This window comes from Kribbella sp. NBC_01510, assembly GCF_045040325.1.
In the GTDB taxonomy this organism is placed as follows: Bacteria; Actinomycetota; Actinomycetes; order Propionibacteriales; family Kribbellaceae; genus Kribbella.
The window spans coordinates 600,317-625,713 of the sequence record NZ_CP109418.1 but is presented as its reverse complement, the minus strand read 5'-3'; the positions used below and the strand labels follow the sequence as shown (position 1 = coordinate 625,713).

Below are 25,397 nucleotides of genomic sequence, written 5' to 3'. Positions count from 1 at the left end.
GGCAGGGCGGGGTTGCAACAACCCAAGGAGGTGCTCAGCACGCGGCGTGAGACACGCCGACCCACAGGTCTTGATCATTCCTCTCGACAACCGGGCACCGCACTCAGTCGAGGAACTGGCGGATGTGGTTGGACCAGACTTCTGGGTTCTCGAAGTGGCACATGTGGGCGGTTTCGGGGATGACGACGAGGTGGCTGGTGGGGAGGGCTTTGTAGAGGCGGTGGGCTAGTTGGAGGGGGAAGCCCATGTCCTTTTCGCCGTGGAGGATGAGGATGGGTTTGTCGAAGGTGCGGAGGATTTGTTCGGGGTTGCCGGGGCACCAGGGGTGCATGAGGCCGTTGATGGCTCGTTCCTCGCTCCAGTCGCCGAGGTCTGGGCCGAGGCTTTCCAGTAACGCCAGGTAGGCCGGCGCTAGGTCGAGGTCCCAGACGAAGATCGTCGAGTTCCGCAGTGTTCCGTCGGCGGCGTCCTCGGCCCGGCGGCGCCGCTGATACTCGTCCCAGTTGGCCAGATACTCCGCATTGTCAGCGCTGCCATAGGCCGAGGTGGACGCGAGGACGAGGCGTCGTACTTGGTCTGGATGCTTGTCCACGAACTGCATTGCCGCTCGGCCGCCGGTGGAGAAGCCGAGCAGGTCTACCTGGCCGAGGCCGAGCTTGTCGATCAACAGGTCCGTGTCGTGTACGACGTACTCCGGCTGAAGAGCGTCCGCGGGGAGACCCCGGGTGCTGCGGCCGCAGCCGCGGAAGTCGAAGAGGACGATGTGGTGGTCGCGGGCGAGTGGCTCGAATCCGGGGACCAGATAGCCGTGGCCGACGTCCGGGCCGCCGTGCAGTACGACCAACGACGGCTTGTCGGACCGCTCCCCGAGCTCTCGCACGAACAGCGTGACCTCGCCGACGTCGACCAGCGCCCCATCACCCATGCGGCGAGCATGTCAGCCGCCGCCGACAACCCAGTTTGAGGCTGGGCTTTCAGTTGATGACGCAGAAGACGGTGCCGTCGGGGGCGGCCAGTACGACGAAGTCCGCGCCCGGTGGGTAGGTCCAGTCTTCGACGCGGGTGGCGCCCAACCCGATCAGGCGGTCCACCTCCGATTCGAGGGTCGAGGTGGTGCGGTCGACCCACAGATCCAGGTGGGTGCGGTCGGTTTCGTCGAGGTGGAGGCGGGTGGCGGGTCCGGCAGTCGGGACGAGGAAGTCGGGGTTGTCGGGTGAGGCGTCGTACCCCAAGGCCTGCTTCCAGAACTCCGCGGCGACGCCGAGGTCCTTGGTGTTCAGCACGATCGCTCCGAGCGTGAGGCCCACGTTTCTACTCCTGTCGTTCAGGTGCGATCAGTCACGCACCAGTTGCTCTTCCATCACGACGAGCTCGAGCCTGGAATGGGTTCGTCGGACGCCCACCTGACGGCTCGCGCTCTGAGTTTCGGCACGCGCTCAGTCTGCGGCCGGACGGGGGTGGGGGATGACGACGATTTGTTACGTCGTCTTCGTAGAGGAGGTGGCCGGGGTCGGGGGAGGTGTGGCGGGTGCAGGGGATGTTGTGGGCGGTGAGGATGGCGAGGTAGCCGGGGATGCGGGGGAAGAGGTGGGTGGCGGTGGGTTTGAACCAGGCGGCGGCCAGCAGGTTGCCGGCGTAGATCGAGGGGTCGACGTCGGACGGGTTGGTGTAGGCGGCGTCGTACCAGTTGTTGTTCCGGCGGCGGAAGGCTTCCTCGGCCTCGGTGAGGAGGCCGCGGTGGGCGAGCGTGTTGACCAGGCCGAAGATGCCGATCCGCCGGCCACGGTGGTCGGGATCCGGGCTCTGGTAGCGGATGTACACCGCAGATGATTACCACGCCGGCGGATCCAGCACGGAGAGTCACCACGGGAAGGGAACGTGAGACCGGTCACGGTGTGGCGGGGAGAGCTGGTCGAGGGCGTTCGGTTGAGCAAGTAGGCTTGCGCGGGCACCCCAAGCGGTACACACAGCGAGTGCCCATGCTGATACTTGTTCCAGAAAACTCGCAGGGAACTCGAGGAGAAGACCGCGTGACTTCCCATCGTCCCGCGGCGGTCGTCATCATGGCCGCCGGTCTGGGAACCCGGATGAAATCGGCGATCCCGAAGGTGTTGCACGAGATCGGCGGGCGCAGTCTCGTCGGGCACGCCGTGGTCACCGCCCGGGCACTGAGCCCCGAACACCTGGTCGTCGTGATCGGCAACGGCCGCGAACTGGTCGAGGCCCACCTCAAGGATGTCGACCCCGGAGCAAGGACCGCCGTCCAGGAGCAGCAGCGTGGCACGGGTGACGCGGTCCGGGCGGGGCTGACCGTCGTACCGGCCGACTTCGACGGCTCGGTGATCGTCACGTCGGGCGACGTGCCGCTGCTCGAGGCGGAGACGCTGCACGAGCTGATCGCCGAGCACGACAAGCACGGCAACGCGATCACGGTGCTGACCGCGCGGGTGCCGGACCCGACCGGCTACGGGCGGATCATCGCGGGCCCGGACGGCACCGTCGCCGGGATCGTCGAGCACAAGGACGCGACGCCGGAGCAGCGGGAGATCGACGAGATCAACGCCGGCATCTACGTCTTCGACGCGGCCACGCTGCGGGACGGCCTGAGCCGGTTGACCACGGACAACGCGCAGGGCGAGCTGTACCTGACCGACGTCCTCGCGATCGCGCGCAACGACGGCAAGCGGGTCGGCGCGCACGTCACCGACGACGCGATGCAGACCGAGGGCGTGAACGACCGCGTCCAGCTGGCCACGCTCCGTGCCGAACTGAACCGCCGGACCCTCGACAAGCTGATGCGCGACGGCGTCACGATCGTCGACCCGAACACCACCTGGGTCGACCGGACCGTCCAGCTCGCCCGCGACGTCACCCTGCTGCCGAACACCCAGCTGCATGGCGCGACCACGGTTGACGAGGGCGCCACGATCGGCCCGGACACCACGCTCACCGACGTCGCGGTCGGTGCGGGCGCGACCATCATCCGGACGCACGGGTCCAGCTCCGAGATCGGCCCCCAAGCCTCCGTAGGCCCGTTCGCCTACCTGCGCCCCGGTACGTCGGTCGGCGTGAAGGGCAAGATCGGCACCTTCGTCGAGACCAAGAACACCAGCATCGGCGACGGCGCGAAGGTCCCGCACCTGACCTACGCCGGGGACGCGACGATCGGCGAGGGCGCGAATATCGGCGCCGGCACGATCTTCGCCAACTACGACGGGGTCGCGAAGCACCCGACGCACATCGGCAAGCACTCGTTCATCGGCAGCAACTCGGTGCTGGTCGCGCCGCGGACGGTCGCCGACGGCGCCTACCTGGCCGCCGGCACCGCGCTGACCGAGGACGTCGGACCAGGTGAGATCGCGGTGGCCCGGTCGCGGCAGCGCAACATCAAGGGCTGGGTCGCGCGCAAGCGGGCCGGGACCAAGACCGCCAAGGCGGCCGAAGAAGCTCAGGCGGCGGATCAGGCCGCACTGGGCGACACTGGCGAGAAGGCGTAACGGGAGGCTGGCCATGAGCGGGATGAAGCGAACCACCGAGAAGAACCTGATGGTGTTCTCCGGCCGGGCTCACCCCGTCCTGGCCGAGCAGGTCGCCGAGCAACTCGGCGCCGGCCTGGTGCCGACCCAGGCGTACGACTTCGCCAACGGTGAGATCTACGTCCGGTTCGAGGAGTCGGTCCGGGGCAGCGACGCGTTCGTGATCCAGAGCCACACCTCGCCGATCAACGAGTGGATCATGGAGCAGCTGATCATGGTCGACGCGCTGAAGCGAGCGTCGGCCAAGCGGATCACCGTCGTCCTCCCGTTCTACGGTTACGCGCGGCAGGACAAGAAGCACCGTGGCCGGGAGCCGATCTCGGCCCGGCTGATGGCCGACCTGTTCAAGACCGCCGGCGCCAACCGGCTGATCTGCGTCGACCTGCACACCTCGCAGATCCAGGGCTTCTTCGACGGACCCGTCGACCACCTGATGGCGATGCCGATCCTGAGCGAGTACGTCCGGAACAAGTACGGCGACGAGCAGCTGGCCGTGGTGTCGCCGGACGCCGGCCGGATCAAGGTGGCCGAGCAATGGTCGGCCCGGCTGAACAACGCGCCGCTGGCCTTCATCCACAAGACCCGCGACATCGAACGCCCGAACGAGACGGTCGCGAACCGCGTCGTCGGTGAGGTCAAGGGCCGGGTCTGCATCCTGGTCGACGACATGATCGACACCGCGGGCACCATCACCAAGGCGGCCGACGCGCTGTACGCCGAGGGCGCCGCGGGCGTGGTGATCGCCGCGACCCATGCGATCCTGTCCGGTCCGGCGGTGGACCGGCTGAAGAACTGCCAGGCCAGCGAGGTGATCGTCACCAACACGCTGCCGATCGCGGAGGACCGCCGGTTCGACAAGCTCACCGAGCTGTCGATCGCGCCGCTGATCAGCCGGGCCATCCGCGAGGTCTTCGAGGACGGCTCGGTGACCAGCCTGTTCGAGGGCCGCGCCTGAACAGCAGGGCGTACGACGCCACGCGTCGTACGCCCTGACATCGCCGGTCAGGCGTTGATCCGGCGTCCCGTCAGCGTCCCGGTGACCGTCTCCACCACCTCGGTCGCGCTCCCCGGCGCGAACACGGTGACCCGGTAGGTCCCCGAGATCATGCCGTGTGACAGCGTGCCCCTCAGTTGCACGCGGACAGTATTCCCGACCGAGTCCGGGCCTTGCTCGCCCGGGAAGCCGGTCCAGAAGGTCGCTCGGAACGACTTGCCCTTACTTGACCACGTTCCGGTGAACGGCGGGCCGGCCGGGCTGATGTCGTGCGACACGAACGCGCCGCCTCCGGCGAAGCTCAAGACCAGCCGGATCTTGTCGGTCGTGCCGTCGTCCTGACGCACGCACATCCAACTGCCGAGCAGTCCGTTGTCGTTTCCCGCCATCGCAGGCGTAGCCGTCGCCAGTCCGGCGATCGCCACACCACCCGCTGCGATGCCCGCGCCCCTCAACGCCTGGCGGCGCCCCACTGCATTCTCACTCATTGGAGTCCCTCCCCGGAGTCCGTTGTCTCCTCCACGCTGCACCCGGTACGACGCCATGACAACGGTTCGGCCCATCCGACGACGAGGCGTAGCGCTCCGCCTCCTCGCTGTACTGGCTTATCTTGAAGACCACTGACCGCTCTCCAGAGGATGTCGCATGCGGATTGCCGTGTTCCACCCCGGGGCGATGGGCTCGAAACTCGCCGCGCAGTTGGTTGCTGCGGGCCACGAGGTGCACTGGGTGCCAGAGGGCCGCAGCGAGGCCTCCGCGGTGCGCGCGTCCGAGGCCGGGTTGATCGGTACGCCGTTCGCCGACGCGGTCGGCGTGGCTGAGGCGGTGCTGTGTTCGTGCGCTCCCCAGGGAGCTGTGGACATCGCCAAGCAGGTCGGCCGGGCCGGGTTCGCCGGGCTGTACATCGAGGCGAACCCGCTGTCCCCGATGTCGTTGCGCGAGGCGCAGTCGGCGGTGCCGGCGGCGACGTTCGTGGATGCCGGTGTGGTCGGTCCGCCGCCGACCGGTGGGCCGAGTCCGACGCATCTGATGCTGTCCGGCGCCGCCGCCGATCAGGCCGCCGAGCTCTGGGCCGGCACCGCGGTCACCCCGATGGTGGTCGGCGCCGAGCCGGGTGCGGCCAGCGCGGCGAAGTCGTCGTACGCGCTCTACAACAAGGGCAAGGCGGCGCTGGCGGTGCTGGCCTTCCAGCTGGCCGAGAAGTACGGCGTCACGGATGCGCTCACCGCCCAGCAGGTGCGTGCGGACGCGGGATCGCTGAAGGATCCCGGCTTGCCGGACCAGCTGAGGAGCGTCGCCTGGCGCTGGGGCCCGGAGTTCGACGAGCTGGCCGAGACCCTGGACGTCGCCGGTCTCGAGGGCGACGCGGCCCGCGCCCTTCGCCAGGTCTGGACCAAGCTCACCTGATCCCGTCGCCGGCAACGGGTCCGGACTGGGCCGGAAAGAGGCGTGGAAAGCCTTCACCGGGGCGCGATCGGAGCGGGTGCTCGGCGCCCGGAGATCGGATTTCCCGTCTGGGCGCAGTGATGGGTAGACTGTTTTGGTTGCCTCGGCGAGGGACGCCCCCCGAGAACTGTTGGGCGCGGCTCCGTGATCGACGCGGTGGTTCGTTGCCTGACGCCTTCTCCGGGGTCACAAAGCGCCCGCTGAGGCCGCAGCCGAGTTCCACCTAGTCAACAGATCGCCGCAACGCACTTGAGGAGTTCATCTCGTGGCCGAGGTCAAGATCCAAGCCGAATCGCGTACGGAGTTCGGCAAGGGTGCTGCCCGCCGAATCCGCCGGGACAACAAGGTTCCCGCCGTCCTGTACGGCCACGGTAGTGACCCGGTGCACATCACGCTGCCCGGTCACGACACCATGCTGGCCCTGAAGACCGCCAACGCCCTGCTGCTGATCGAGGTCGCGGGCGGCGAGAGCCACCTCGCGCTGCCGAAGCAGGTCCAGCGCGACCCGATCAAGGGCTTCATCGAGCACGTCGACCTGGTCATGGTCCGGCGCGGTGAGAAGGTCCAGGTCGACATCGCCGTTCACCTCGAGGGCGAGGCCATCAGCGACACGCTGGTCGTGCTGGAGAGCCCGACCATCCTGGTCGAGGCCGAGGCGACCCACATTCCGGACGGCGTCGCCGTCTCCGTCGAGGGTCTCGACGTCGGCGCGCAGATCCACGCCTCCGACATCAAGCTGCCGACCGGGACCACGCTGGCGATCGAGCCGGACACCCTGATCGTGAACATCACCCAGGCCCAGACCGCCGAGCAGGTCGAGGCCGAGCTGGCCGACGCCGAGGCCGAGGCCGGCATCGAGCGGGACGAGCCGCAGGCTCCGGCCGAGGAGCCGGTGGCCGCCGCCGCCGAGTAGTCTGTCTGCGCCGCAGTACACAGACACAGCAGGAGGGCCGGGATCCGTGGCGGACGACGTGTGGTTGGTCGTCGGACTGGGGAATCCCGGCCCTTCCTATGCCCGCACCCGGCACAACATCGGCCACTTGGTGGCCGATGAGCTCGCGGCCCGGACCGGCGACAAGTGGAAGCAGCACAAGCAGGTCAAGGCCGAGGTGATCGAGACTCGGATCTCCGGGATCCGGACGGTGCTGGCCAAGCCCCGGTCGTACATGAACGAGTCCGGCGGTCCGGTGTCCGGGCTACTGAAGTTCTTCAAGCTGGAGCCGGCCAACCTGCTCGTCGTCCATGACGAGCTCGACATCGACTTCGGCGTACTGCGGTGCAAGTTCGGGGGCGGCGACAACGGGCACAACGGGCTCAAGTCACTGCGGAAATCGCTTGGCACCGGTGAGTACTATCGAGTTCGGTTCGGTGTGGGTCGTCCGCCGGGCCGGCAGAACCCCGCCGACTTCGTCCTGAACGAGTTCTCCTCGACCGAACGCAAGGACCTTCCGTTCGCCGTCGACCGGACCGCGGACGCGGTGGAATCACTGCTCACCGACGGCCTCGATGCCACTCAAGGGAAGTACAACTCGTGAAACTCAGCGGTCTCGTCGACACCCTGATCACCGATCCGGTGGTGGCCGAGGCCGTTCGTGATGCCAAGGCTGACGGTGTCACGACCCTCGACCTGAGCGCCCCGACCCCGGTACGCCCGGTCCTGCTCGCGGCGATCGCTTCGGAGCAGAATGGCGCCGGCCGCCCCGTACTCGCGGTGACGGCGACCTTCCGTGAAGCCGAGGAGCTGACCGAGGCGCTGCAGTGCATGGTCGAGCCCAGCACGGTCGCGTACTACCCCGCCTGGGAGACCCTCCCGCACGAGCGCCTCTCGCCTCGCTCCGACACGGTCGGGCGGCGTCTCGCCGTACTGCGTCGCCTGGCGCACCCGGATCCGTCGGACGAGACGACTGGGCCGATCAAGATCCTGGTCGCGCCGGTGCGGTCCGTGCTGCAGCCGCAGGTCGCCGGCCTGGCCGACCTGAAGCCCGTGCAGTTGCACGTCGGCGACACGGTCGAGCTGGAGGGGGTCGTCGAGGCACTGGCCGGAGCGGCGTACCACCGGGTCGACCTGGTCGAGCGCCGTGGTGAGTTCGCGGTCCGCGGCGGCATCATCGACGTGTTCCCGCCGACCGAGGAGCACCCGCTGCGGGTCGACTTCTTCGGCGACGACGTGGAAGAGATCCGGTACTTCGCGGTCGCCGACCAGCGCTCGTTGGAGATCGCCGAGCACGGGCTGTGGGCACCGCCGTGCCGCGAGCTGCTGCTGACCGACGAGGTCCGCGCGCGGGCCGCCGTACTGGCCAAGGAGCACCCCGAGCTGGCCGAGCTGTTCGAGAAGCTGGCCGAGGGCCACGCGGTCGAGGGTATGGAGTCACTGGCACCCGTGCTCGTCGACGACATGGAGCTGCTGGTCGACCTGATGCCGGCCGGTACGCACGTCATCGTCAGCGACCCCGAGCGGGTCCGGGCCCGGGCACACGACCTGGTCGCGACCAGCCAGGAGTTCCTGGAGGCGTCGTGGGCGGCGGCCGCCGGTGGTGGCGAGGCGCCGATCGACCTGGGGGCGGCCGCGTACATGTCGCTGGCCGACGTCCGGTCGCACGCCCTGGGCAAGGGCCTGGCCTGGTGGAGCATGTCGCCGTTCACCGCGGCGCCCACTGATGTGCCGGAGCTGCGCGACTCGATGGGCGCGCGGGTCTCGTTCGACATCGACCCGGACGCGGGCGCGGTCCGGAGCCGCGCGATCGCCGCGCACGAGGTGGACCCGTACCGCGGTGAGACGGCGGCGGCGGTCGAGGACGTCCGCGGCTGGCTGCGGGACGGCTGGCGGGTCGTCTGCGTCACCGAGGGCCACGGTCCCGCGCAGCGCCTGGCGGAGGTCTTCTCCGAGGCCGAGCTGCCGGCCCGCGCGGTCGACGGGATCGACTCCGTGCCCGAGCCGGGCGTGGTGCTGATCTCGCAGGGCCAGCTGGACCACGGATTCATTGCGGACGGCATCAAGTTCGCGGTGCTCACCGAGAACGACCTGGCCGGCCAGCGATCGGCGGCCGAACGGCGTTCCCAGCAACGGATGCCGAGCCGGCGGAAGAAGGCGGTCGACCCGCTCGAGCTGCAGCCCGGCGACTACGTCGTGCACGAGCAGCACGGCGTCGGCCGGTACGCCGAGATGATGCAGCGCACCGTCGGCACGGGGGCTCAGAAGGCCACCCGCGAATACGTCGTGATCGAGTTCGCCCCGAGCAAGCGGGGCCAACCCGGCGACCGGCTGTACGTGCCGACCGACCAGCTCGACCAGGTCACCCGGTACGTCGGTGGCGAGCAGCCTTCGCTCGACAAGATGGGCGGCGGGGACTGGGCCAAGCGCAAGGGCCGCGCACGCAAGGCGGTCCGGCAGATCGCCGGCGAGCTGATCAAGCTGTACGCCGCCCGCCAGGCGACCAAGGGCCATGCCTTCGCCAAGGACACCCCGTGGCAGGCCGAGCTGGAGGACGCGTTCCCCTTCGTGGAGACGCCGGACCAGTTGGCCACGATCGACGACGTGAAGCACGACATGGAACGTGTCATGCCGATGGACCGGATCGTGTGTGGTGACGTCGGCTACGGCAAGACTGAGATCGCCGTCCGGGCCGCCTTCAAGGCAGTGCAGGACGGCAAGCAGGTCGCAGTACTCGTACCGACGACGCTGCTCGTGCAGCAGCACTACGCGACCTTCGCCGAGCGGTACGCCGCCTTCCCGGTGAACGTGGCGCCGCTGTCGCGGTTCCAGACCGACAAGGAGGCCAAGGCCACCATCGACGGCCTGGCCGACGGGTCGGTCGATGTGGTGATCGGGACGCACCGGCTGTTCAGTGGTGAGGTCGCGTTCAAGGATCTCGGACTGGTCGTGGTCGACGAGGAGCAGCGGTTCGGCGTCGAGCACAAGGAGCAGCTGAAGCGGTTGCGGACGGCGGTCGACGTACTGACGATGTCCGCGACGCCGATCCCGCGGACCCTGGAGATGTCGATCACCGGGATCCGCGAGATGTCGACGATCGCCACGCCGCCGGAGGAGCGGCACCCGGTGCTGACGTTCGTCGGCGCCTACGAGGAGGGCCAGGTGACCGCCGCGATCCGGCGCGAGCTGCTGCGTGAGGGCCAGGTCTTCGTCGTCCACAACCGGGTGAACACGATCGAGAAGGCGGCCGCGCGGATCCGCCAGCTCGTCCCCGAGGCCCGGGTCAGCGTCGCGCACGGCCAGATGAACGAGCACACCCTCGAGAACGTCATCCAGGGCTTCTGGGAGAAGCAGTCCGACGTCATCGTGTGTACGACGATCGTCGAGTCCGGGATCGACATCTCGAACGCGAACACGATGATCGTCGAGCGCGCCGACCTGCTCGGTCTGTCCCAGCTGCATCAGCTCCGCGGCCGGGTCGGTCGCGGCCGGGAGCGCGCGTACGCGTACTTCTTCTTCCCGCCGGAGAAGCCGCTGACCGAGACCGCGCACGACCGGCTCGCCACGATCGCGCAGCACGCGGATCTGGGCGGCGGTATGGCGGTCGCGATGAAGGACCTGGAGATCCGCGGCGCCGGGAACCTGCTCGGCGGCGAGCAGTCCGGGCACATCGCCGACGTCGGCTTCGACCTGTACGTCCGGCTGGTCGGCGAGGCGGTCGCAGAGTACCGCGGCGACACCCAGGCCGAGGAGCCCGAGGTCAAGATCGAGCTGCCGATCGACGCGCACCTGCCGCACGACTACATCCCGTCGCAGCGGCTGCGGCTGGAGATGTACCAGCGGCTGGCCGCCGTCCGGGACGAGGACGGCATTGCCGAGCTGGTCGAGGAGTTGCACGACCGGTACGGCGACATCCCGCAGCCGGTACTGAACCTGGTCGAGGTGGCGAAGTTCCGCAACCACGCCCGCCGGGCAGGGCTGCACGACGTCACGCTGCAGGGCAACCTGATCCGGTTCGGGCCGGTCGAACTACCCGATTCGAAGGTGCTGCGGCTGAACAGGCTGTACCCGAAGAGTCTGGTCAAGCCGCAACTGCGTACGATCCTGGTGCCGAGACCTGCCACCCGGCCGGTCGCCGGTCAGCCGCTCCGCGACCAGGAGCTGCTGCAGTGGTGCACCCGGTTGATCGACGACGTGATCGCCGAACCGATCGGGGTCCCGGCGTGAACCTGTACGGAAGACACGAGGAGATTCGGTGAGCACATCGCGACGGCTTGGGGCGATCGGAGCGGCGGTGGCCATGGTGCTGCTGGCCGGTGGCTGCGCGGCGGGGACGCACCCGGGCGCGGCGGCCGTGGTCGGTCCGACCGAGATCACTGTCCGCGACGTCGACCAGACCTCGCGCGCGGTCACCACGGCCCTCGGCCAGGACTTCGCCACCAGTGTGACGCTGAGCGAGCTGGTGAACAACGCCCTGGTCGCGCAGGTCGGCGAGCAGAAGGGCATCACGGTCTCCGACGCGGAGACCGCCGAGGCCGCGAAGCTCGTGGTCAGCGACGAGGCGTCGTACCAGAAGTTCCAGGAGAACGAGCTCACCCGCGACTTCCTGAACCAGGTCGCCGCGGCCGCCGTCACCACCATCAAGCTCGGCGGTGGCACCGGCGTCACCGACCCGCAGGCGCAGCAGAAGCAGCAGGCCGGCATCGCCGCCGTCAAGGACGCGTCGAAGGACATCAAGATCAGCATCGCGCCGCGCTTCGGCCAGTGGACCGACGGCGCCATCGACGGCAAGGTCTCCGGCTCGCTGTCGCAGGAGTCCGACCAGGCCAAGGCGAAGCGCGAAGCCGCCGAGGCCCAGCAGCAGCAACAGGGCCAGGGCTGAGACCGCTGACGCACGACGGTCGTCCCAGCCCGGGACAGCGTGGCGGCATCAAGGTCGTCCTGACCAGCCCTCGGGTGGCGCCAGGCCTGATGACTCGCGCCGCCTGGCAGGCGTTCGAGGATGCCGATGAGATCGGCGCCTCGGCCGGTCCGTCCCGCCCGGACGTCCAGGCGGTAATCGGCTCCGGCTTGGTTGTCACCCAGCTCGAAGGCGGCTTCGCCGAGGCGTGGACCTGGCTCTCCGCCGCAGCCACCGCAGGCCGTCAGGTTGCCTGGCTCGTCGCCGACGACGGCGAACCAGCCCTGCTTCGCGTGGTCGCCGACCAGCTGAACCGGGACCCGCGACCGCCCTTCGAGGTGGAGATCCTGCACGGCTCGTACGACGTACCAGGTGCGCGCCTGATCGACCTCGTGCGCGTCATGGACCGCCTCCGCCGCAACTGCCCGTGGGACCAGGAACAGACCCACGAGAGCCTCGCGAAGTACCTCCTCGAGGAAACCTACGAAACCCTCGAAGCGATCGACACCGGCGACCGCGCCCACCTCCGCGAAGAACTCGGCGACCTGATGTTGCAGGTCGCCTTCCACTCCCGCATCGCCGAGGAGAACCCGGACGAGGGCTTCACGATCGACGACGTCTCCGCAGACATCGTCGAAAAGCTCATCCGCCGCCACCCCCACGTCTTCGGCGACGAGACGAACAAGGACCTCGCCGCGGTAGAGGCCAACTGGGAGACGATCAAAGCCGCGGAGAAGCAGCGCAGCTCCGTCCTGGAGGGTATTCCGCTGGCCCTCCCCGCGCTGGCACTCGCGGACAAGGTCCTCAGCCGCGCAGCCAAGCTCCTCGCGGACGACGAGCCCACCCCTGAGCCGTCCACTGACGCCGACCGCATCGGCCAGGAACTACTGGAGCTGGTCCGCGCAGCCCGCACCTTGGACGTCGACCCCGAACAAGCACTCCGCGGTGCGGTCCGATCGCTGGCAGACCAGATCCACACCGCGGAACAGCGCTGATTTCCTTCAGGACACCGCGCTGAGCGCGGTCACCTTGAGCATGGCAGCCGTACTCAAAGTGCAGAGTCCATAAACGATCGGCGTCTCGCCGCCGAAGTCCGCCTCCAGGACCGCAGCGTCCCGCCGCTCCACGGCCACGGCATGCCGCTCCTCGTCCACAAACCCGATCCACGAGTACGACGGCGTCCGGTGCGGGAAGATCTCCACGCCGGCAGGCACCGACACATGCACGTTGATCATCGTCAAAGGCTCGGTGACTGGCCGCCCATCGGCGCTCCCGATCACACTGTGAGCCTGCCAAACCTGCACAAAATCAGGCTTGAGCCCCGCCGTCATCTCACTGTCAGCCGCCAGCTTGCCCCCCAGCAACTGATCCACGTGCGCCGTCAACCAAGCCGGCACATCCCCAACCACTGGCCCGCTCTGCAGACCAGAGAAGTCCTCCACTCCGCGAACCCGCACGGTCGGAGAACTCAGCACCCCCGGGTGCGTCCGGTTCTCCTCAGGAGACCGCACGCAACCCAGAACCTGTCGCGAACCTATGTCCTCGCGGGTGATCGTGAGCGCGAGGACCGGCATGTACGTCGCGACCGGCTCAGTAGACCCCGGCGTCAGCACCAGCGCGTCAAGCCACTCGCGCGGAACCCGCCTGAGGTCATGGTCAATTGTGTTCATCACTCCATCGCAATCTTCAATTCTTGAAGCACGGATAAGAACCAGTCCCCCGCTTGCGTCCGCGCGGTCTCCAGGAAGTCGTTGAGTGGGACGTCCGGATCCTGCAGATCCCGCTGGCCGAAGGCCATAGTGCCAGCGGTGTCGAGCAGGGCAGCTTCGAGGCTGCCGACGGACGCCGGCCAGCTGTCGAGCCGCGCCGAGTCCCCCTCCAGCCCACTCGACTCGATCGGGGCCGACAGGTCCTCGCGGTAGCGGGGAGTCAGGTCCAGATGGAACAACCGCGGCACGACCGGCATCAGGCGGTTGCCCTGCAGGTCGAATTTCTCAACGATCCACAGCGGCTCCGGCAAGGGAATCTCCTGGAGCGCGTCGTCCGGCACATCTGCGCCGAATTCGTCCAGAAGCCCGTGCCGGGCTGCCCGGATGAACGCGGCCGGGGCGACGCTCGCCTCTCGATCGCCGGCGATCAGCTTTCGTCGCGCCGTATGGCTGGTCGAGGTAGACCGCGGCCCACGCTCTCCGGTGCCGTCGAGGTCCTCGTCGGAGATGTGGGTGCTGATGAGCTGATACGTAGCGGACTTCGGATCCTGCTGCAGCAGGATCCTACGGCCGAGCGGACGCCCGAGCCGCTCGGCATAACCATGGATGAGAACCAGCGCCACGCCGAAGCCGAAGCGCATTCTTGCCCTGCCGGCAGTCGCCGCCTCGTCAAGCTCGGAGTCGACACCGAGCTGGAAGTAGCTCGAGAGTCGGTGCCTGGCGACTGGGCCGGCCGGTGTCGATCCGTTGCCCTTGCCAACGACGACGACTGCCTTCAGGTGGGTCAGCGGCTTCCTGCCGCGGACCAGATCGCGGTAGTGAGCCTCGATCAGCTGGATGAACGACGGATCCGCGGACACGGCGACCGGAACGGTCTCGAGCTGGTCGGGCTGGATGTTCGGCAGGGCCGGCCAGACGGCGCACTGGTTCCCCTCCGCGACCCCGACCAGGACGAAGGACTGCCGGACGTCATCCGACTCGTAGAGCTTGATGTCGTAGTCGAGCGGCCCTTCGTCCGGGTGCAGCCGGCCGCCGACAGCCAGGGCCTCGAAGATCCTGGTGATCTGCCTCTGCACGTCCCAGGTGGCGGAGTTCGGGGCCGCCGGTCCGCGGAGCTGCTGTTGGCGGGCGTGACTGGGGAAGACGATCGTCACCGCCTCCGGCAGGTTGATCCGGGCGCGCTCCAGCAGGCCCAGGATGTCCAGTTCGTCGGCGACGACGATCACCAAGCGGGCGAGTCCCGGAGAGTCGAGCAGTTCCTCGAGCAATGCGTCGCGAGTGTTCGGGTGCCGAACCGGCTGAGACGAGGACGCCAGCTGGGCGCGGGTGAGCTGCTCGAGCTCGGGCCGGTCGAGCACCTCGGCCAGTTTGAGAGCGAGGTCCAGTGACAGATCCTGGTTCTCGCCCTCGAGCCGGTTGATCACATAGCGGCTCACTCCGACTCGGGAGCCGAGCGTCGATTGACTCAGCCCGACCTCCTTGCGCGCCATCCGGATCTGGCCGGCGATGGTGCGGCGGGTGTCCCGCGAGTCGTCAGCGGTCGGGCCAGCGGGTGTGTCGTTCACCGCCTTCTCCTTCTGAGAGTCGTCGGTCGAGGTCGGCTCTTCCGCGCGCGGAGCCTAGGAGACGCCGTGGCGCCATTACAAGCACAGAAGTCGCCGAAAGCCTGGTCGACTCGCCGGAGCGTTCAGACCCGTTCACCAACGTGCAACGCAGCCTAGACCTGCCCCCTGCGACTGCTCCCACGACCCCCTCGCAATCATGTGTTTAACATTGTGCGCGAAGTGCGCACCTGTGCATAGAGGGGGCGCACATTTGTATTGACCTGTGCATAGAGCGCGCTTACGCTGAGTCCGAGGCCGCTACACGAAGAGGCGGCTCGGTCTGCACCCGAGCCGCCCCACATCACCGAGAACCCGACGACCTAGCAAGTGAGGGGTCTGATCAGTGATGAAACAAAAGCCTATCCCAAACTGTGCGATGTGCAAGCCAATGTGCACATCTGCGCCCAATACGACGGTTGCGAGCATTCCGGTCCAGTCCGTCAACGCGGTGAAGCACCTTCTGCCCGGCGGTGTGTGATGAGAAGCCGGCGGGGCGGGAGGACCCGCTATCGCACCGGGCGGAGACGGCCGATGCGGGTTGGTGGGAGATCGAGGAGGCGTGGCCGGGGGCGGAGGGGCTCCCGGCGATGGATTCTCGGGGTCGTCGTCGGACTGCTGTTGGCAGTCGTCTCGGCGTCGGCGGCGCTGTGGGAGTCGCGCAGACAGGAGCCGGCGGGGCCGGTGCTGGGCGGGACGATCGTTTACACGGCGCCGACGGCCAATCAGGCGGCCATCCGGATTGCTGGAAGCGCTCGGGAGATGCTCGAGCGGGCTGGAGCCCAGCACCAGGTTGTCAGGGTTGTGCGGATCGACGGCAATGGCGCCGTCTCGACGAGCGCAACGGATATGACGCCGCGGGTCGACGGGAAGCCGGATGGGGAGCCGCTCAAGGTTGCGGAGCGGGCCGCGAAGGAGATCGACCGGCTGATCGGGACGTTGGAACAGCAGCTCAACAAGGAGAGCTCGGTGGTCGGCGGCGAGGCGCTGTTCGCCGGGTTGTCGCGGGCTCGCATCGATGTCTCCCGGCCGGTGTTCATCTTCTCCTCGGGGCTGGATACGACCGATCCGGTGGACTTCCGGAAGTTGGCGTTCGATGTGGCGCCGGCGACTCTGGCGGCTGAGCTGCGCAGGGCGGGGGAGTTACCCGCACTGCAGGGCGCGGCGATCACGTTCGTCATGCTCGGTGAGTCCGGGCGGCAATTGGTTCTGCGGCGCCCGCAGGTCGTCTATCGGGAAGCCGTGTGGACCACGCTGCTCCGGGCGGCCGGTGCGCCGACGGTCCGGTACGAGTACCCGGACGGCGCACCGTCCACGTCGCCTCTGCCGGCGCCCGTCGTACCGATCCCCCCGCCGCCGGGTACGCCGGTGCCGGCCAAGCCCACCAAGGTGCCTGGAGAGAAGACGTGCACGCTGAGTGCGGCGACGTACTTCGCTTCGGATCAAGCGGTCCTGCTGGATCGCCAGGCGACGTTGCGGGCGATCGGCTCGTGCGCCGCCACGATCGGATCGACCGGCCGGGTGTCGGTCGAAGGACACACTTCCTCGGCCGTCAAGCGGCCGAACAACCCGGTGGCGCTCAAGCTCAGCACGCAGCGGGCGCAGGTCGTCGCCGGTCTGCTGGTTCAGCTCCGCGTGGCGCGCAACCGCATCGACATCAAGGGCTACGGCAACGCGAACCAGCCGTACCCGGACCCCAGCGACCCTAGAAATCGCTGTGTGATCGTTCGCTTCAGCAGTACCAAGTAAAGGGGGACGGAGATGGCCACTCAGGCGATTCCGTTACCGGACAACGGACACGAGTCCATTCGGGGGCCGCAGTACACGCGACGGGAAGCCGTCCGGGCGGGCCTGTGCACGAAGGAGGAGTACCGCATCGCCTCCACTTATTACGAGTACGTCGTACGCCACCACCGGGATGCCGGCGTTCCGCGGAGCGAGTGGGAGCCGCAGCCGGTGGTGGGCCGCCAGCTCAGCGCGCCGTACGTGCGTGACGGGCAGGGCCTGCTCGCGACGCGACTGAAGAACCAGGCCGACCCGGCGCTGGACGCGATCGACCGGTTATGCGACGACGTCGAGACGACGATCGACGATCTCGGCAGACATCCCAGGGACCTCAGTACGCCGGAGACCAACAAGGTGTACGGCGGTCACGACGCGGTCGACCGGGTGGAGGAGCTGACCGACTGTGTGGAAGCGGACCGGGCCGGCGGCCATCGGCACCACGACCGGGCGCCGGCCTGGCTGCGGACGATCTCGCGCGTCGCGCCGTGGGCCGAGGCGCTCGGATTCCTTGCCTTCCTCACCTATTACCTGAACGTGCCGATCGTGAGTCCGTGGCGGGACTGGATGGGATGGACGTTTGCCCTGATCCTGGTCGTCTACGTGATGCTCGGGCAGACCTGGCTGGTGGATCACGCGGCGCGTGCTCACAACCACGCTCGCGAGGCGCAGGCGGACGGGCAGAAGCACCACGCGGAGACGAGCCGCCGGCACCGGTTGGGGTACTTGCTGGTGACGGCGACGATCGCGCTCGGCATCACGGCGGCGTTGATCGAGCGAGGTCTCGACGCGCTCGGGCACGCGCAGACCGCTGTGGCTGTGGTCATGATCATGCTGGCCGTGACGACCGGATTGTTGATGCCGACGCTCGCGTTCCTGGGCAAGGCGCTCGACGGCAGCAAGGTGTCACGCGAGCGGGACGCGCTGACGGACGACCTCGACGAGGATCGGGAGCAGTACGACGAACTCGTCGAGCAGGCCGAGTCGGACCTGGCGATTGCCCGGCGGCTGGAGCGCGAGCAGGTCGAGAAGATCATGCCGGCGATCCTCGGCGATGTGCAGAAGGTGGTCGACGAGGCGTCGGCGCCGTACAACTTCCTCCGGCTGCAGATCGGTGGGCTGTCGAGCCACGTGGCCGTGCCGTCGAGCGCGGTGGAGGTGGCGACCGGGTCCCGCCCGCCGCTGAGCAACAGGATCCCGGGCGCTGAGGCGGTCAATCTCCAGCCGGTGATCGACCGTGATCGCCGGCTCGAGGCTCTTCGTGTGAGGCTCGCGGACGTCACGCTGCGGCTGCGACAGGTCCGGCCGCATCCGTGGGACCACTCGGCCGCCACCTCTTCGCTGTACTAAAACCGGGTGCACGTCCACCGGCGCCACTGGCAAGGTGGCGCCGGTGGACGTCGAACGACTGTTGCTGGAGCGCTGGGATCTGAAGCCGGCGCGCCTGGAGGTGCTGACCGGCGGGATGAACTCGGTCGCCTGGCTCGCCGCCGCGGATGCGTGGCAGGTCGTCCTCAAGTCGGTGGACGCCGGGGACGGGGCGTTCGAGCCCGGACTGAGGTTGGCCGCCAGACTCGGCGATGCCGGCCTGATCACCGGCCGCCCGCGACCGAGCACCCAGGGACGGCTCGTCGAGCAGGTCGAGGACCGGCAGGTCGGGGTGCTGGAGTACGTCGGCGGGGTGCCACTGACTGGGACGGTCGAGGATCAACGGGCCGTCGGCGAGCTGCTCGGGCGGGTGCACAAGGTATCGGCCGCTGAGCCGGGCAACCTCGCTGACTGGCTCCACCTGATCACCCAGTTCGACCAGTACCTCGACCTGGAGGACTGGATCCGCCCGGCCGTTCGGAGCGCACTCGACGCCGCAAGCTCGCTCGACGACATCTCGTGGGCTTGGTTGCATGGCGATCCCGCCGCGGAAGCGTTCTTCCGGCAGTCCGACGGCCAGGTAGCGCTGATCGACTGGGGCAGCGCCATGCACGGCCCGGTCCTGTACGACGTCGCGTCGGCCGTCATGTACGCCGGCGGCCACCCGGATCACGTCGTACCGGCGTACCTCGGCCAGCGCCCTGAGCTCGCGGATGAGATCAGCGCCGGCCTCGACGCCTTCCTCAGGGTCCGTTGGGCTGTGCAGGCTGGGTACTTCGCCTGGCGCTGCGCGAATGACGTTCGTACCGGTATCGCCGACCCGGCCGAGAACCTCAAAGGTCTCGCCGATGCCGGACAAGCCTTCGAAACCGCGGACCGGTGACCATGGACGTTGCGTGACGGGGCCCCGGGACGAGCAGCTGTGCCCAACCTGATGGACGATGCACCCGGCCTCCGCCACCTGGCCATCGATCGCCGAAGCATGTCCCGTTTGTGGAGGGATTTCGCCTGGAAGGTGGCGGGTTGTGCCCTTGTGGAGTGGCATTTCCCTCCAGGTTCACCCCGAGCAATCGCCGGCCCGACGCCGGTGCATCCAGGCCGTGTAGTTGAGTCGCCGCTCGTCGACCGAGTTGGTGTACGGACCGACGGGTAGTAGTCTGGCCCGCTCCGGCGCGCCACGCTCAGGTGCACAGGGCTCGGCCGGATCGGAGCCACTACTACCCGTCCGTCACGCGCAGGGACAGGTCTCGCAGGATCGAGGCTTCGGTCGTCGGCCAATTCGTGAACAGATACCGATGCGGTACCACCGGTGTGATCGCCGCGATGACGTCCGCCTTGTCGTCCACGAAATGGGTGATGCCCAGGTCGACGCAGTGGATCGCCTTCTCCGGCCGCCGCAGGCAGAACCGGACGTTGCCCTCGCCAATCCCGGTCAGCTCGAAGAAGCGATGATGCCGCAACCATTCCACCGACCGCCGCTGCACCCGCGGCCCACACTTCGACACCAACCAGGCCTCTCCGAACAACGGCACAAGTCGTGGGATCGCCGCGAAAGCGCCCGGTACGGCGGGAGTCCGCAGCATCGCCGCAGTGTCGCCGGAGAAGAACGACGTGTCGCCGGACCCCGAGGACCCGTCGATGATCACCCGGCCGATGTCGATTCCCAGTTTGTTCATGTCTCCAGGCTGATCGCTGGAGTGCTTGAGCAGAACTATCGATGTGTCGACAAGCTATAGTTTCTGTCGATGGAACTGGTCGCGGAGGATCTCGCCGCGTTCGCCGCCTTCGCGCAGCACCGGAACTTCACCCGGGCCGCGGCGGAACTGCACGTCAGCCAGCCCGCGCTGCATGCCCGCGTCCGCAAGCTCGAAGGTCGCCTGGGTACGCCGCTCTACCTGAAGCACGGGCGGCAACTCCAGCTGACCGAGGTGGGTGAGCGGCTGGCCGCGTTCGCCAATGACACGCTGGACCGGGCCTCGGACTTTCTCAGCTCGATCGAGGCCGCGCCGCCGCGCCCGGTCGTGCTGATGGCCGGCTCCGGCGCGTACCTCTACCTTCTCGGCGAACCGATCCGGCGGTTCCTGCGGAAGGGACACGAGCTGCGGTTGCTGACCGGGAACGCGACCCGGACCCTCGAGGCCGTCCGGGAGGGGACCGCCGATGTCGGCGTCACCGCGCTGGGGATCCCGCCGGACGACCTCGACTGTGAGTTGCTGGGGCAGTTCCCGCAGACCCTGATCACCCGTGCCGACCATCGCCTGGCCGACCGGCGGACGATCAGGCTGAAGGACCTGCAGGACGAGGCTCTCGTCGTACCGCCGAAGGATCGGCCGCATCGGCAGCAGCTGGAGCGGAGCATGCTCGACCTCGGCGTCCGGTGGTCCGTCGCGGTAGAGGCCGAAGGGTGGGAACTCCTGGTCCAGTTCGTCCGCCTGGGGATCGGGCCGGCAGTGGTGAACGGCTTCGTGCGGACGACGGCCGCCGTTCGGAAGATCCCGGTCACGGACCTGCCGCCGGTGCGGTACTACGTCATCAGCCGGCTGGACCGCGGAGAGCGGGTGGACGAGCTGAAGAGGCTGTTGAGGTGAGCCGGGACAGCCGGCGGATCTCCAGGCTGCTCAGGCATACAGCAGGTGAGCGTGGGCTCACCATGAGTGCGGACGGCTGGGCGGCGATCGCCGACGTACTGGCCGAACTTCGGATGGAGCCGGCCGACCTCGCGGCCGCGGTCGAGGACAACGACAAGCAGCGGTTGCAGGTGGACGGCGATCGGATCCGCGCGTGTCAGGGGCATTCGCTCGACGGGATGCCCGTGACGCGTGAAGCCTTGGAGAACAGTTGGGAACGGGTGTACCCCGATCACCTGCTCTGGCACGGGACCAACTGGGCCGCCCTGCCGGCGATCCGGCGCGAAGGCTTACGCGCGGGACGGCGTACGCACGTCCATCTGGCGCCGTCCGAGGACAGCCCGGTCGGCCGGCGCACGGCGGTAGAAGTCTTACTGGCTGTGGATTCCGGCAATCTCGAGGTCTATCTGGCGCCCAACGGGGTGTTGCTGACGCGGGAGGTCCCCGCGGATGCGATCGTTAGGGCCGACGCGGTCCACTGGGGTAGCTGGTCTGGAGGCTAGGCTCGGGACCGATTCGTCATCGAGAACTTGGGAGTCAATGTGGCCACCATCGAGGCCGTCGGCGCCCGCGAGATCCTCGACTCGCGCGGCAACCCCACTGTCGAGGTCGAGGTTCTGCTCGACGACGACACCGTCGCCCGGGCGGCCGTGCCCTCGGGCGCGTCCACCGGCCAGTTCGAGGCCGTCGAACTGCGCGACGGCGACAAGGCCCGGTACGGCGGCAAGGGCGTCCAGAAGGCGATCACCGCGATCCTGGAGGACATCGACAAGGAGATCGTCGGATACGACGTCCACGAGCAGCGGCTGATCGACCAGGCCCTGATCGACCTCGACGGCACCCCGAACAAGGCCAAGCTCGGCGCGAACGCCATCCTCGGCGTCAGCCTGGCGGTGGCGAAGGCGGCCGCGGACAGCGCCGGCCTGCCGCTGTTCCGCTACGTCGGCGGCCCGAACGCGCACGTCCTGCCGGTGCCGATGATGAACATCCTGAACGGCGGCGCGCACGCGGACAGCAACGTCGACGTCCAGGAGTTCATGGTCGCCCCGATCGGCGCGGCGACGTACGGCGAGGCCCTGATGCAGGGCGCCGGCGTCTACCACGCGCTGAAGGCGGTGCTGAAGGAGCGCGGCCTGTCCACCGGCCTCGGCGACGAGGGCGGCTTCGCGCCGAACCTGGCCAGCAACCGCGAGGCGCTCGACCTGATCCTGGTCGCGATCGAGAAGGCCGGCCTGCAGCCGGGCAAGGACATCGCCCTGGCGATGGACGTGGCCGCGAGCGAGTTCCACACCGACGGCGTGTACGCGTTCGAGGGCGGCAAGAAGTCGGCCGACGAGATGATCGCGTACTACGCCGACCTGGTGTCGGCGTACCCGATCGTCTCGCTCGAGGACCCGCTGAACGAGGAGGACTGGGAGGGCTGGAAGAGCCTCACCGCCCAGCTCGGCGACAAGACCCAGATCGTCGGCGACGACCTGTTCGTCACCAACGTGGAGCGGCTGCAGCGCGGCATCACCGAGAAGTCGGCGAACAGCCTGCTGGTGAAGGTGAACCAGATCGGCTCGCTGACCGAGACGCTGGACGCGGTCGACCTCGCCCACCGCAACGGCTTCACCTGCATGATGAGCCACCGCTCCGGCGAGACCGAGGACACCACGATCGCCGACCTCGCGGTCGCGACGAACTGTGGCCAGATCAAGTCCGGCGCCCCGGCCCGGTCCGACCGGACCGCGAAGTACAACCAGCTGCTCCGGATCGAGGAGGAGCTGGACGACGCGGCGACGTACGCCGGTCGCTCGGCCTTCCCGCGGTTCCAGGGCTGAGATGCCGTCGTCCCGCCGGGAATCCGGTGCACGCCCCGGCTCGCGTCCGTCGAGCCGGACCCAGTCGCGGCCACCGGCCCGTCGGGGCGACCAGCCCAAACGCCGTACGACGGGGACCCCGGCCGGCCCGGTCCGGACCCGGGGCTCCCGCAACCTCACCGGCCGGGCGGCCGTCGTACTGCTCGTGCTCGGTGCGCTGATCGTGTCGTACGCGCAGAGCCTGCGGGTGTGGTTCGACCAGCACCAGCAGGTCACCGCGCTGCAGCAGGAGATCCGGGACCGGGAGAAGCGGGTCAACGAGCTGAACGACGAGATCGCCCGCTGGGACGACGACGCGTTCGTGAAGGCGCAGGCGCGGCAGCGGCTCGGCTGGGTGATGCCGGGCGAGGTCGGCTACCGCGTGATCGGCGCGGACGGGAAGCCGCTGGGTGCGCCGCCCGAGCCTTCGGCCCCGACAGACGGTACGACGGACGCACAGAAGCCGACCTGGTACACGAAGCTGTGGGGGAGTGTCGAGGGAGCGGGCAACCCGCCGGCCCCGGCGACGACGCCGACTCCGGCCAAACCGACCCCGAAGCCGATCATCACGCCGTCACCGAAGGCGACCCGGTGAGCGTCAGTCCCGCGGACGAAGAAGCGGTCAGCAAGCAGTTGGGCCGGACCGCACGGGGCATCCGCTCCATCGCGCACCGCTGCAGCTGCGGCCTGCCGGATGTGGTGGAGACCGAGCCGCGACTGCCGGACGGTACGCCGTTCCCGACCACGTACTACGTGACCTGCCCGCGACTCGCGTCCGCGATCGGTACCCTTGAGGCCGAGGGCATGATGAAGGAAATGACCGACCGCCTGGGCAGTGATCCGGACCTGGCCGCGCGCTATCGGGCGGCCCACGAGTCCTACCTGGCCCACCGCGAGTCCATCCAGCACGTCGAGGAGATCGCCGGCATCACCGCCGGCGGCATGCCCAACCGCGTGAAGTGCCTGCACGTGCTGGTCGGTCACTCACTCGCCGCCGGCCCCGGAGTCAATCCCCTCGGCGACGAGGCCCTGGAAGCCCTGGAGGACTGGGGCCGCCGAGGTCCGTGTGTCTGAACGGGTTGCGGCCGTCGACTGCGGGACGAACTCGATCCGCTTGCTGATTGCCGACCTGGTCGACGGTCGGCTCGTCGAGGTCGATCGGCGGATGACGATCGTCCGCCTCGGGCAAGGCGTTGATGCGACCGGATCCTTCGCTCCGGAAGCGCTGGAGCGCGTCTTCACGGCATCTGACGACTTCGCCGCCGTGATCCGGGCGGCCGGCGTCGCGCGGACGCGATTCGTGGCGACCTCGGCGGCTCGGGATGCGAGCAACCGGGACGAGTTCTTCGCCGGTATCCGGGAGCGGTTCGGTGTGGAGCCGGAGATCATCTCGGGTGCGGAGGAGGCCGAGCTCAGCTTCCGCGGCGCCACGGCATCGCTCGGTCTCCCCGGGCCCTACCTCGTCGCGGACATCGGCGGCGGCTCGACCGAACTCGTCCTGGGCGACGCCGACGGCGTGATCGCGGCGGAGTCGCTCGACATCGGCTCGGTGCGGTTGACCGAGCGGCATGTCAGATCAGACCCCACGACGCCCGACGAACTCGACGCCATCGCCAAGGACGCGGACGCATTCCTGGACACGACCACAGTCCCGCTCGGGGATGCCCGCGCGCTGATCGGGGTCGGCGGGACTGTCACCACCGTCGCTGCGGTCGCCCTTGGGCTTCCGGAGTACGACCGGGCCGCGGTCCACCACGCGCGACTCGCCCGCGCTGACCTTCGCGCCGCGACCACCTGGTTGACGAACTCCAGTCGCGTTGAGCGTTCCGCCGTACCCACCATCCATCCCGGACGCGTGGATGTGATCGGCGCCGGAGCGCTCATCCTGCAGCGGCTCTTCGACCGGATGACGGTCGGCGAGGTGATCGTGTCCGAGCACGACATCCTGGACGGTGTCGCGCTCTCGCTCGGCTGACCGGGCCCTGGACCTGCTGGCGGGTGGCGGACCCGCCAGCAGGTGATCCCGTACGCCGGGAAGATCCAGATCCCGGGGAACGCCTGGAATGTAGGCGTCGCGCTGTCGTGATCAGCGGGCGCGGACGCCGTCGAGGGCGATCTCGAGCACCCGGACGCGCTGGTCGTCGTCCACGAAGCCGGCCGCGGTCAGTCCGCTGACCATCCGCAGCAGGTCGTCGAAGCTGATGTCCTTGCGCGCCTCGCCCGCCTCCTGCGCGCGCTCGAACAGCGGCGTGCCGGCGGCGTACATCGCCTCCCGGGCCGTCTTGAATCGGTCCGAGTCGCGGTTGAGCGACTCCCAGATCGCGCGCTTGGTCGCGGCGTACTGGACGAAGCGGCGCAGCCAGGTGGTCAGGGCCTCCCACGGCGGCAGGTCGGCGACGTCCTCGGCCGCTTGGCAGAGCTCCTCGATCTCACCGAAGTACACGGCGTTGAAGAGGTCCTGCCGGGTCGGGAAGTTGCGGTACAGCGTCCCGATCCCGACGCCGGCCTGGCGGGCGATGTCCTCCAGCGACGCGTCGGCTCCCTTGCCGGCGAACGCGTCCCGCGCAGCGCCCAGCAACGCGTCGAAGTTCCGCCGCGCATCGGCCCGCGTCGGCCGCCGTACGTCGACCTGCAACGCCGGCCTGGACTGCTCATTCACCAC

25 protein-coding genes are annotated in these 25,397 nt (G+C 68.6%); 17 read left to right on the top strand and 8 right to left on the bottom strand.

The window, feature by feature from the left end:
• Positions 1 to 103 precede the first annotated feature (103 nt).
• Genes OG558_RS03115 through OG558_RS03105 form a run of 3 tightly spaced genes read right to left on the bottom strand, consistent with a single transcriptional unit; the run spans position 104 to position 1,821 of the window.
• The gene (locus tag OG558_RS03115) at positions 104 to 925 is read right to left on the bottom strand and encodes an alpha/beta fold hydrolase (RefSeq protein WP_405068852.1); all 822 of its coding nucleotides are present in this window, start codon (positions 923 to 925) and stop codon (positions 104 to 106) included.
• Positions 926 to 974: 49 nt separating this feature from the next.
• Entirely contained in the window at positions 975 to 1,307 is a 333-nt protein-coding gene (locus OG558_RS03110) for a VOC family protein (protein WP_405068851.1), read from the bottom strand.
• 31 nt (positions 1,308 to 1,338) lie between these two features.
• Positions 1,339 to 1,821 carry a hypothetical protein gene (locus tag OG558_RS03105; protein WP_405068850.1) on the bottom strand — a complete coding sequence of 161 codons (483 nt, stop codon included), beginning with the start codon at positions 1,819 to 1,821 and terminating at the stop codon, positions 1,339 to 1,341.
• 209 nt (positions 1,822 to 2,030) lie between these two features.
• Between OG558_RS03105 and glmU the strand changes: the two genes are divergently transcribed.
• Together glmU and OG558_RS03095 are read left to right on the top strand one after the other, a co-directional pair.
• The gene (glmU, locus tag OG558_RS03100; RefSeq protein WP_405068849.1) at positions 2,031 to 3,497 is read left to right on the top strand and encodes a bifunctional UDP-N-acetylglucosamine diphosphorylase/glucosamine-1-phosphate N-acetyltransferase GlmU; all 1,467 of its coding nucleotides are present in this window, start codon (positions 2,031 to 2,033) and stop codon (positions 3,495 to 3,497) included.
• Between the two features lie 13 nt (positions 3,498 to 3,510).
• The gene (locus OG558_RS03095; RefSeq protein WP_329481466.1) at positions 3,511 to 4,491 is read left to right on the top strand and encodes a ribose-phosphate diphosphokinase; all 981 of its coding nucleotides are present in this window, start codon (positions 3,511 to 3,513) and stop codon (positions 4,489 to 4,491) included.
• A gap of 47 nt (positions 4,492 to 4,538) precedes the next feature.
• On the opposite strand, the gene OG558_RS03090 is transcribed toward OG558_RS03095, so the two are convergent.
• Positions 4,539 to 5,018: a hypothetical protein gene (locus OG558_RS03090; RefSeq protein ID WP_405068848.1), complete on the bottom strand. Its 480-nt coding sequence runs from the start codon at positions 5,016 to 5,018 to the stop codon at positions 4,539 to 4,541.
• Positions 5,019 to 5,175: 157 nt separating this feature from the next.
• On the opposite strand from OG558_RS03090, the gene OG558_RS03085 reads away from it, so the two are divergent.
• The 6 genes from OG558_RS03085 (at position 5,176) to OG558_RS03060 (ending at position 12,802) form a co-directional block, all read left to right on the top strand.
• Positions 5,176 to 5,937 carry a DUF1932 domain-containing protein gene (locus tag OG558_RS03085; protein ID WP_405068847.1) on the top strand — a complete coding sequence of 254 codons (762 nt, stop codon included), beginning with the start codon at positions 5,176 to 5,178 and terminating at the stop codon, positions 5,935 to 5,937.
• Positions 5,938 to 6,241: 304 nt separating this feature from the next.
• The gene (locus OG558_RS03080) at positions 6,242 to 6,889 is read left to right on the top strand and encodes a 50S ribosomal protein L25/general stress protein Ctc (RefSeq protein WP_329481463.1); all 648 of its coding nucleotides are present in this window, start codon (positions 6,242 to 6,244) and stop codon (positions 6,887 to 6,889) included.
• Between the two features lie 46 nt (positions 6,890 to 6,935).
• Entirely contained in the window at positions 6,936 to 7,511 is a 576-nt protein-coding gene (gene pth, locus OG558_RS03075) for an aminoacyl-tRNA hydrolase (RefSeq protein ID WP_328526641.1), read from the top strand.
• Positions 7,508 to 11,134 (top strand): transcription-repair coupling factor, encoded by a 3,627-nt coding sequence (gene mfd, locus OG558_RS03070; RefSeq protein WP_405068846.1) that lies wholly within the window; start codon positions 7,508 to 7,510, stop codon positions 11,132 to 11,134. The genes pth and mfd overlap by 4 nt, the downstream gene beginning before the upstream one ends.
• Before the next feature lie 28 nt (positions 11,135 to 11,162).
• The gene (locus OG558_RS03065) at positions 11,163 to 11,789 is read left to right on the top strand and encodes a hypothetical protein (RefSeq protein ID WP_329481460.1); all 627 of its coding nucleotides are present in this window, start codon (positions 11,163 to 11,165) and stop codon (positions 11,787 to 11,789) included.
• 89 nt (positions 11,790 to 11,878) lie between these two features.
• Complete coding sequence (locus OG558_RS03060) at positions 11,879 to 12,802, top strand: MazG family protein (protein WP_405068845.1); 924 nt, start codon at positions 11,879 to 11,881, stop codon at positions 12,800 to 12,802.
• A 6-nt stretch (positions 12,803 to 12,808) separates the two neighbouring features.
• Here OG558_RS03060 and OG558_RS03055 read toward each other — a convergent pair whose 3' ends face one another.
• Together OG558_RS03055 and OG558_RS03050 are read right to left on the bottom strand one after the other, a co-directional pair.
• Positions 12,809 to 13,042: a hypothetical protein gene (locus OG558_RS03055; protein WP_405068844.1), complete on the bottom strand. Its 234-nt coding sequence runs from the start codon at positions 13,040 to 13,042 to the stop codon at positions 12,809 to 12,811.
• Between the two features lie 434 nt (positions 13,043 to 13,476).
• Complete coding sequence (locus OG558_RS03050) at positions 13,477 to 15,081, bottom strand: helix-turn-helix transcriptional regulator (protein WP_405068843.1); 1,605 nt, start codon at positions 15,079 to 15,081, stop codon at positions 13,477 to 13,479.
• Between the two features lie 657 nt (positions 15,082 to 15,738).
• Here OG558_RS03050 and OG558_RS03045 point away from each other — a divergent pair.
• The 3 genes from OG558_RS03045 to OG558_RS03035 are packed head-to-tail and all read left to right on the top strand — an operon-like array spanning position 15,739 to position 19,150.
• On the top strand, positions 15,739 to 16,866 hold the full coding sequence (locus OG558_RS03045; RefSeq protein WP_405068842.1) for an OmpA family protein: 1,128 nt from the start codon (positions 15,739 to 15,741) through the stop codon (positions 16,864 to 16,866).
• A 12-nt stretch (positions 16,867 to 16,878) separates the two neighbouring features.
• Positions 16,879 to 18,249, top strand: coding sequence for a hypothetical protein (locus OG558_RS03040; RefSeq protein ID WP_405068841.1), 1,371 nt, complete (start codon positions 16,879 to 16,881; stop codon positions 18,247 to 18,249).
• A gap of 43 nt (positions 18,250 to 18,292) precedes the next feature.
• Positions 18,293 to 19,150, top strand: a complete 858-nt coding sequence (locus OG558_RS03035; protein ID WP_405068840.1) for a phosphotransferase enzyme family protein — start codon at positions 18,293 to 18,295, stop codon at positions 19,148 to 19,150.
• A 334-nt stretch (positions 19,151 to 19,484) separates the two neighbouring features.
• Here OG558_RS03035 and OG558_RS03030 read toward each other — a convergent pair whose 3' ends face one another.
• Positions 19,485 to 19,943: a hypothetical protein gene (locus OG558_RS03030; RefSeq protein WP_405068839.1), complete on the bottom strand. Its 459-nt coding sequence runs from the start codon at positions 19,941 to 19,943 to the stop codon at positions 19,485 to 19,487.
• A 69-nt stretch (positions 19,944 to 20,012) separates the two neighbouring features.
• Between OG558_RS03030 and OG558_RS03025 the strand changes: the two genes are divergently transcribed.
• The 6 genes from OG558_RS03025 to OG558_RS03000 are packed head-to-tail and all read left to right on the top strand — an operon-like array spanning position 20,013 to position 24,710.
• Positions 20,013 to 20,855 (top strand): LysR substrate-binding domain-containing protein, encoded by an 843-nt coding sequence (locus OG558_RS03025; protein WP_405068838.1) that lies wholly within the window; start codon positions 20,013 to 20,015, stop codon positions 20,853 to 20,855.
• Complete coding sequence (locus OG558_RS03020; protein WP_405068837.1) at positions 20,852 to 21,397, top strand: RNA 2'-phosphotransferase; 546 nt, start codon at positions 20,852 to 20,854, stop codon at positions 21,395 to 21,397. The genes OG558_RS03025 and OG558_RS03020 overlap by 4 nt, the downstream gene beginning before the upstream one ends.
• A gap of 39 nt (positions 21,398 to 21,436) precedes the next feature.
• Positions 21,437 to 22,717 (top strand): phosphopyruvate hydratase, encoded by a 1,281-nt coding sequence (gene eno, locus OG558_RS03015; RefSeq protein ID WP_405068836.1) that lies wholly within the window; start codon positions 21,437 to 21,439, stop codon positions 22,715 to 22,717.
• A gap of 1 nt (position 22,718) precedes the next feature.
• Positions 22,719 to 23,330, top strand: coding sequence for a septum formation initiator family protein (locus OG558_RS03010; RefSeq protein WP_329481449.1), 612 nt, complete (start codon positions 22,719 to 22,721; stop codon positions 23,328 to 23,330).
• On the top strand, positions 23,327 to 23,809 hold the full coding sequence (locus tag OG558_RS03005; RefSeq protein WP_405068835.1) for a DUF501 domain-containing protein: 483 nt from the start codon (positions 23,327 to 23,329) through the stop codon (positions 23,807 to 23,809). Before OG558_RS03010 ends, OG558_RS03005 begins: the two co-directional genes overlap by 4 nt.
• Positions 23,802 to 24,710: a Ppx/GppA phosphatase family protein gene (locus OG558_RS03000; protein ID WP_329481447.1), complete on the top strand. Its 909-nt coding sequence runs from the start codon at positions 23,802 to 23,804 to the stop codon at positions 24,708 to 24,710. The genes OG558_RS03005 and OG558_RS03000 overlap by 8 nt, the downstream gene beginning before the upstream one ends.
• A 111-nt stretch (positions 24,711 to 24,821) precedes the next feature.
• On the opposite strand, the gene OG558_RS02995 is transcribed toward OG558_RS03000, so the two are convergent.
• Positions 24,822 to 25,397 carry a TetR/AcrR family transcriptional regulator gene (locus OG558_RS02995; protein WP_405068834.1) on the bottom strand — a complete coding sequence of 192 codons (576 nt, stop codon included), beginning with the start codon at positions 25,395 to 25,397 and terminating at the stop codon, positions 24,822 to 24,824.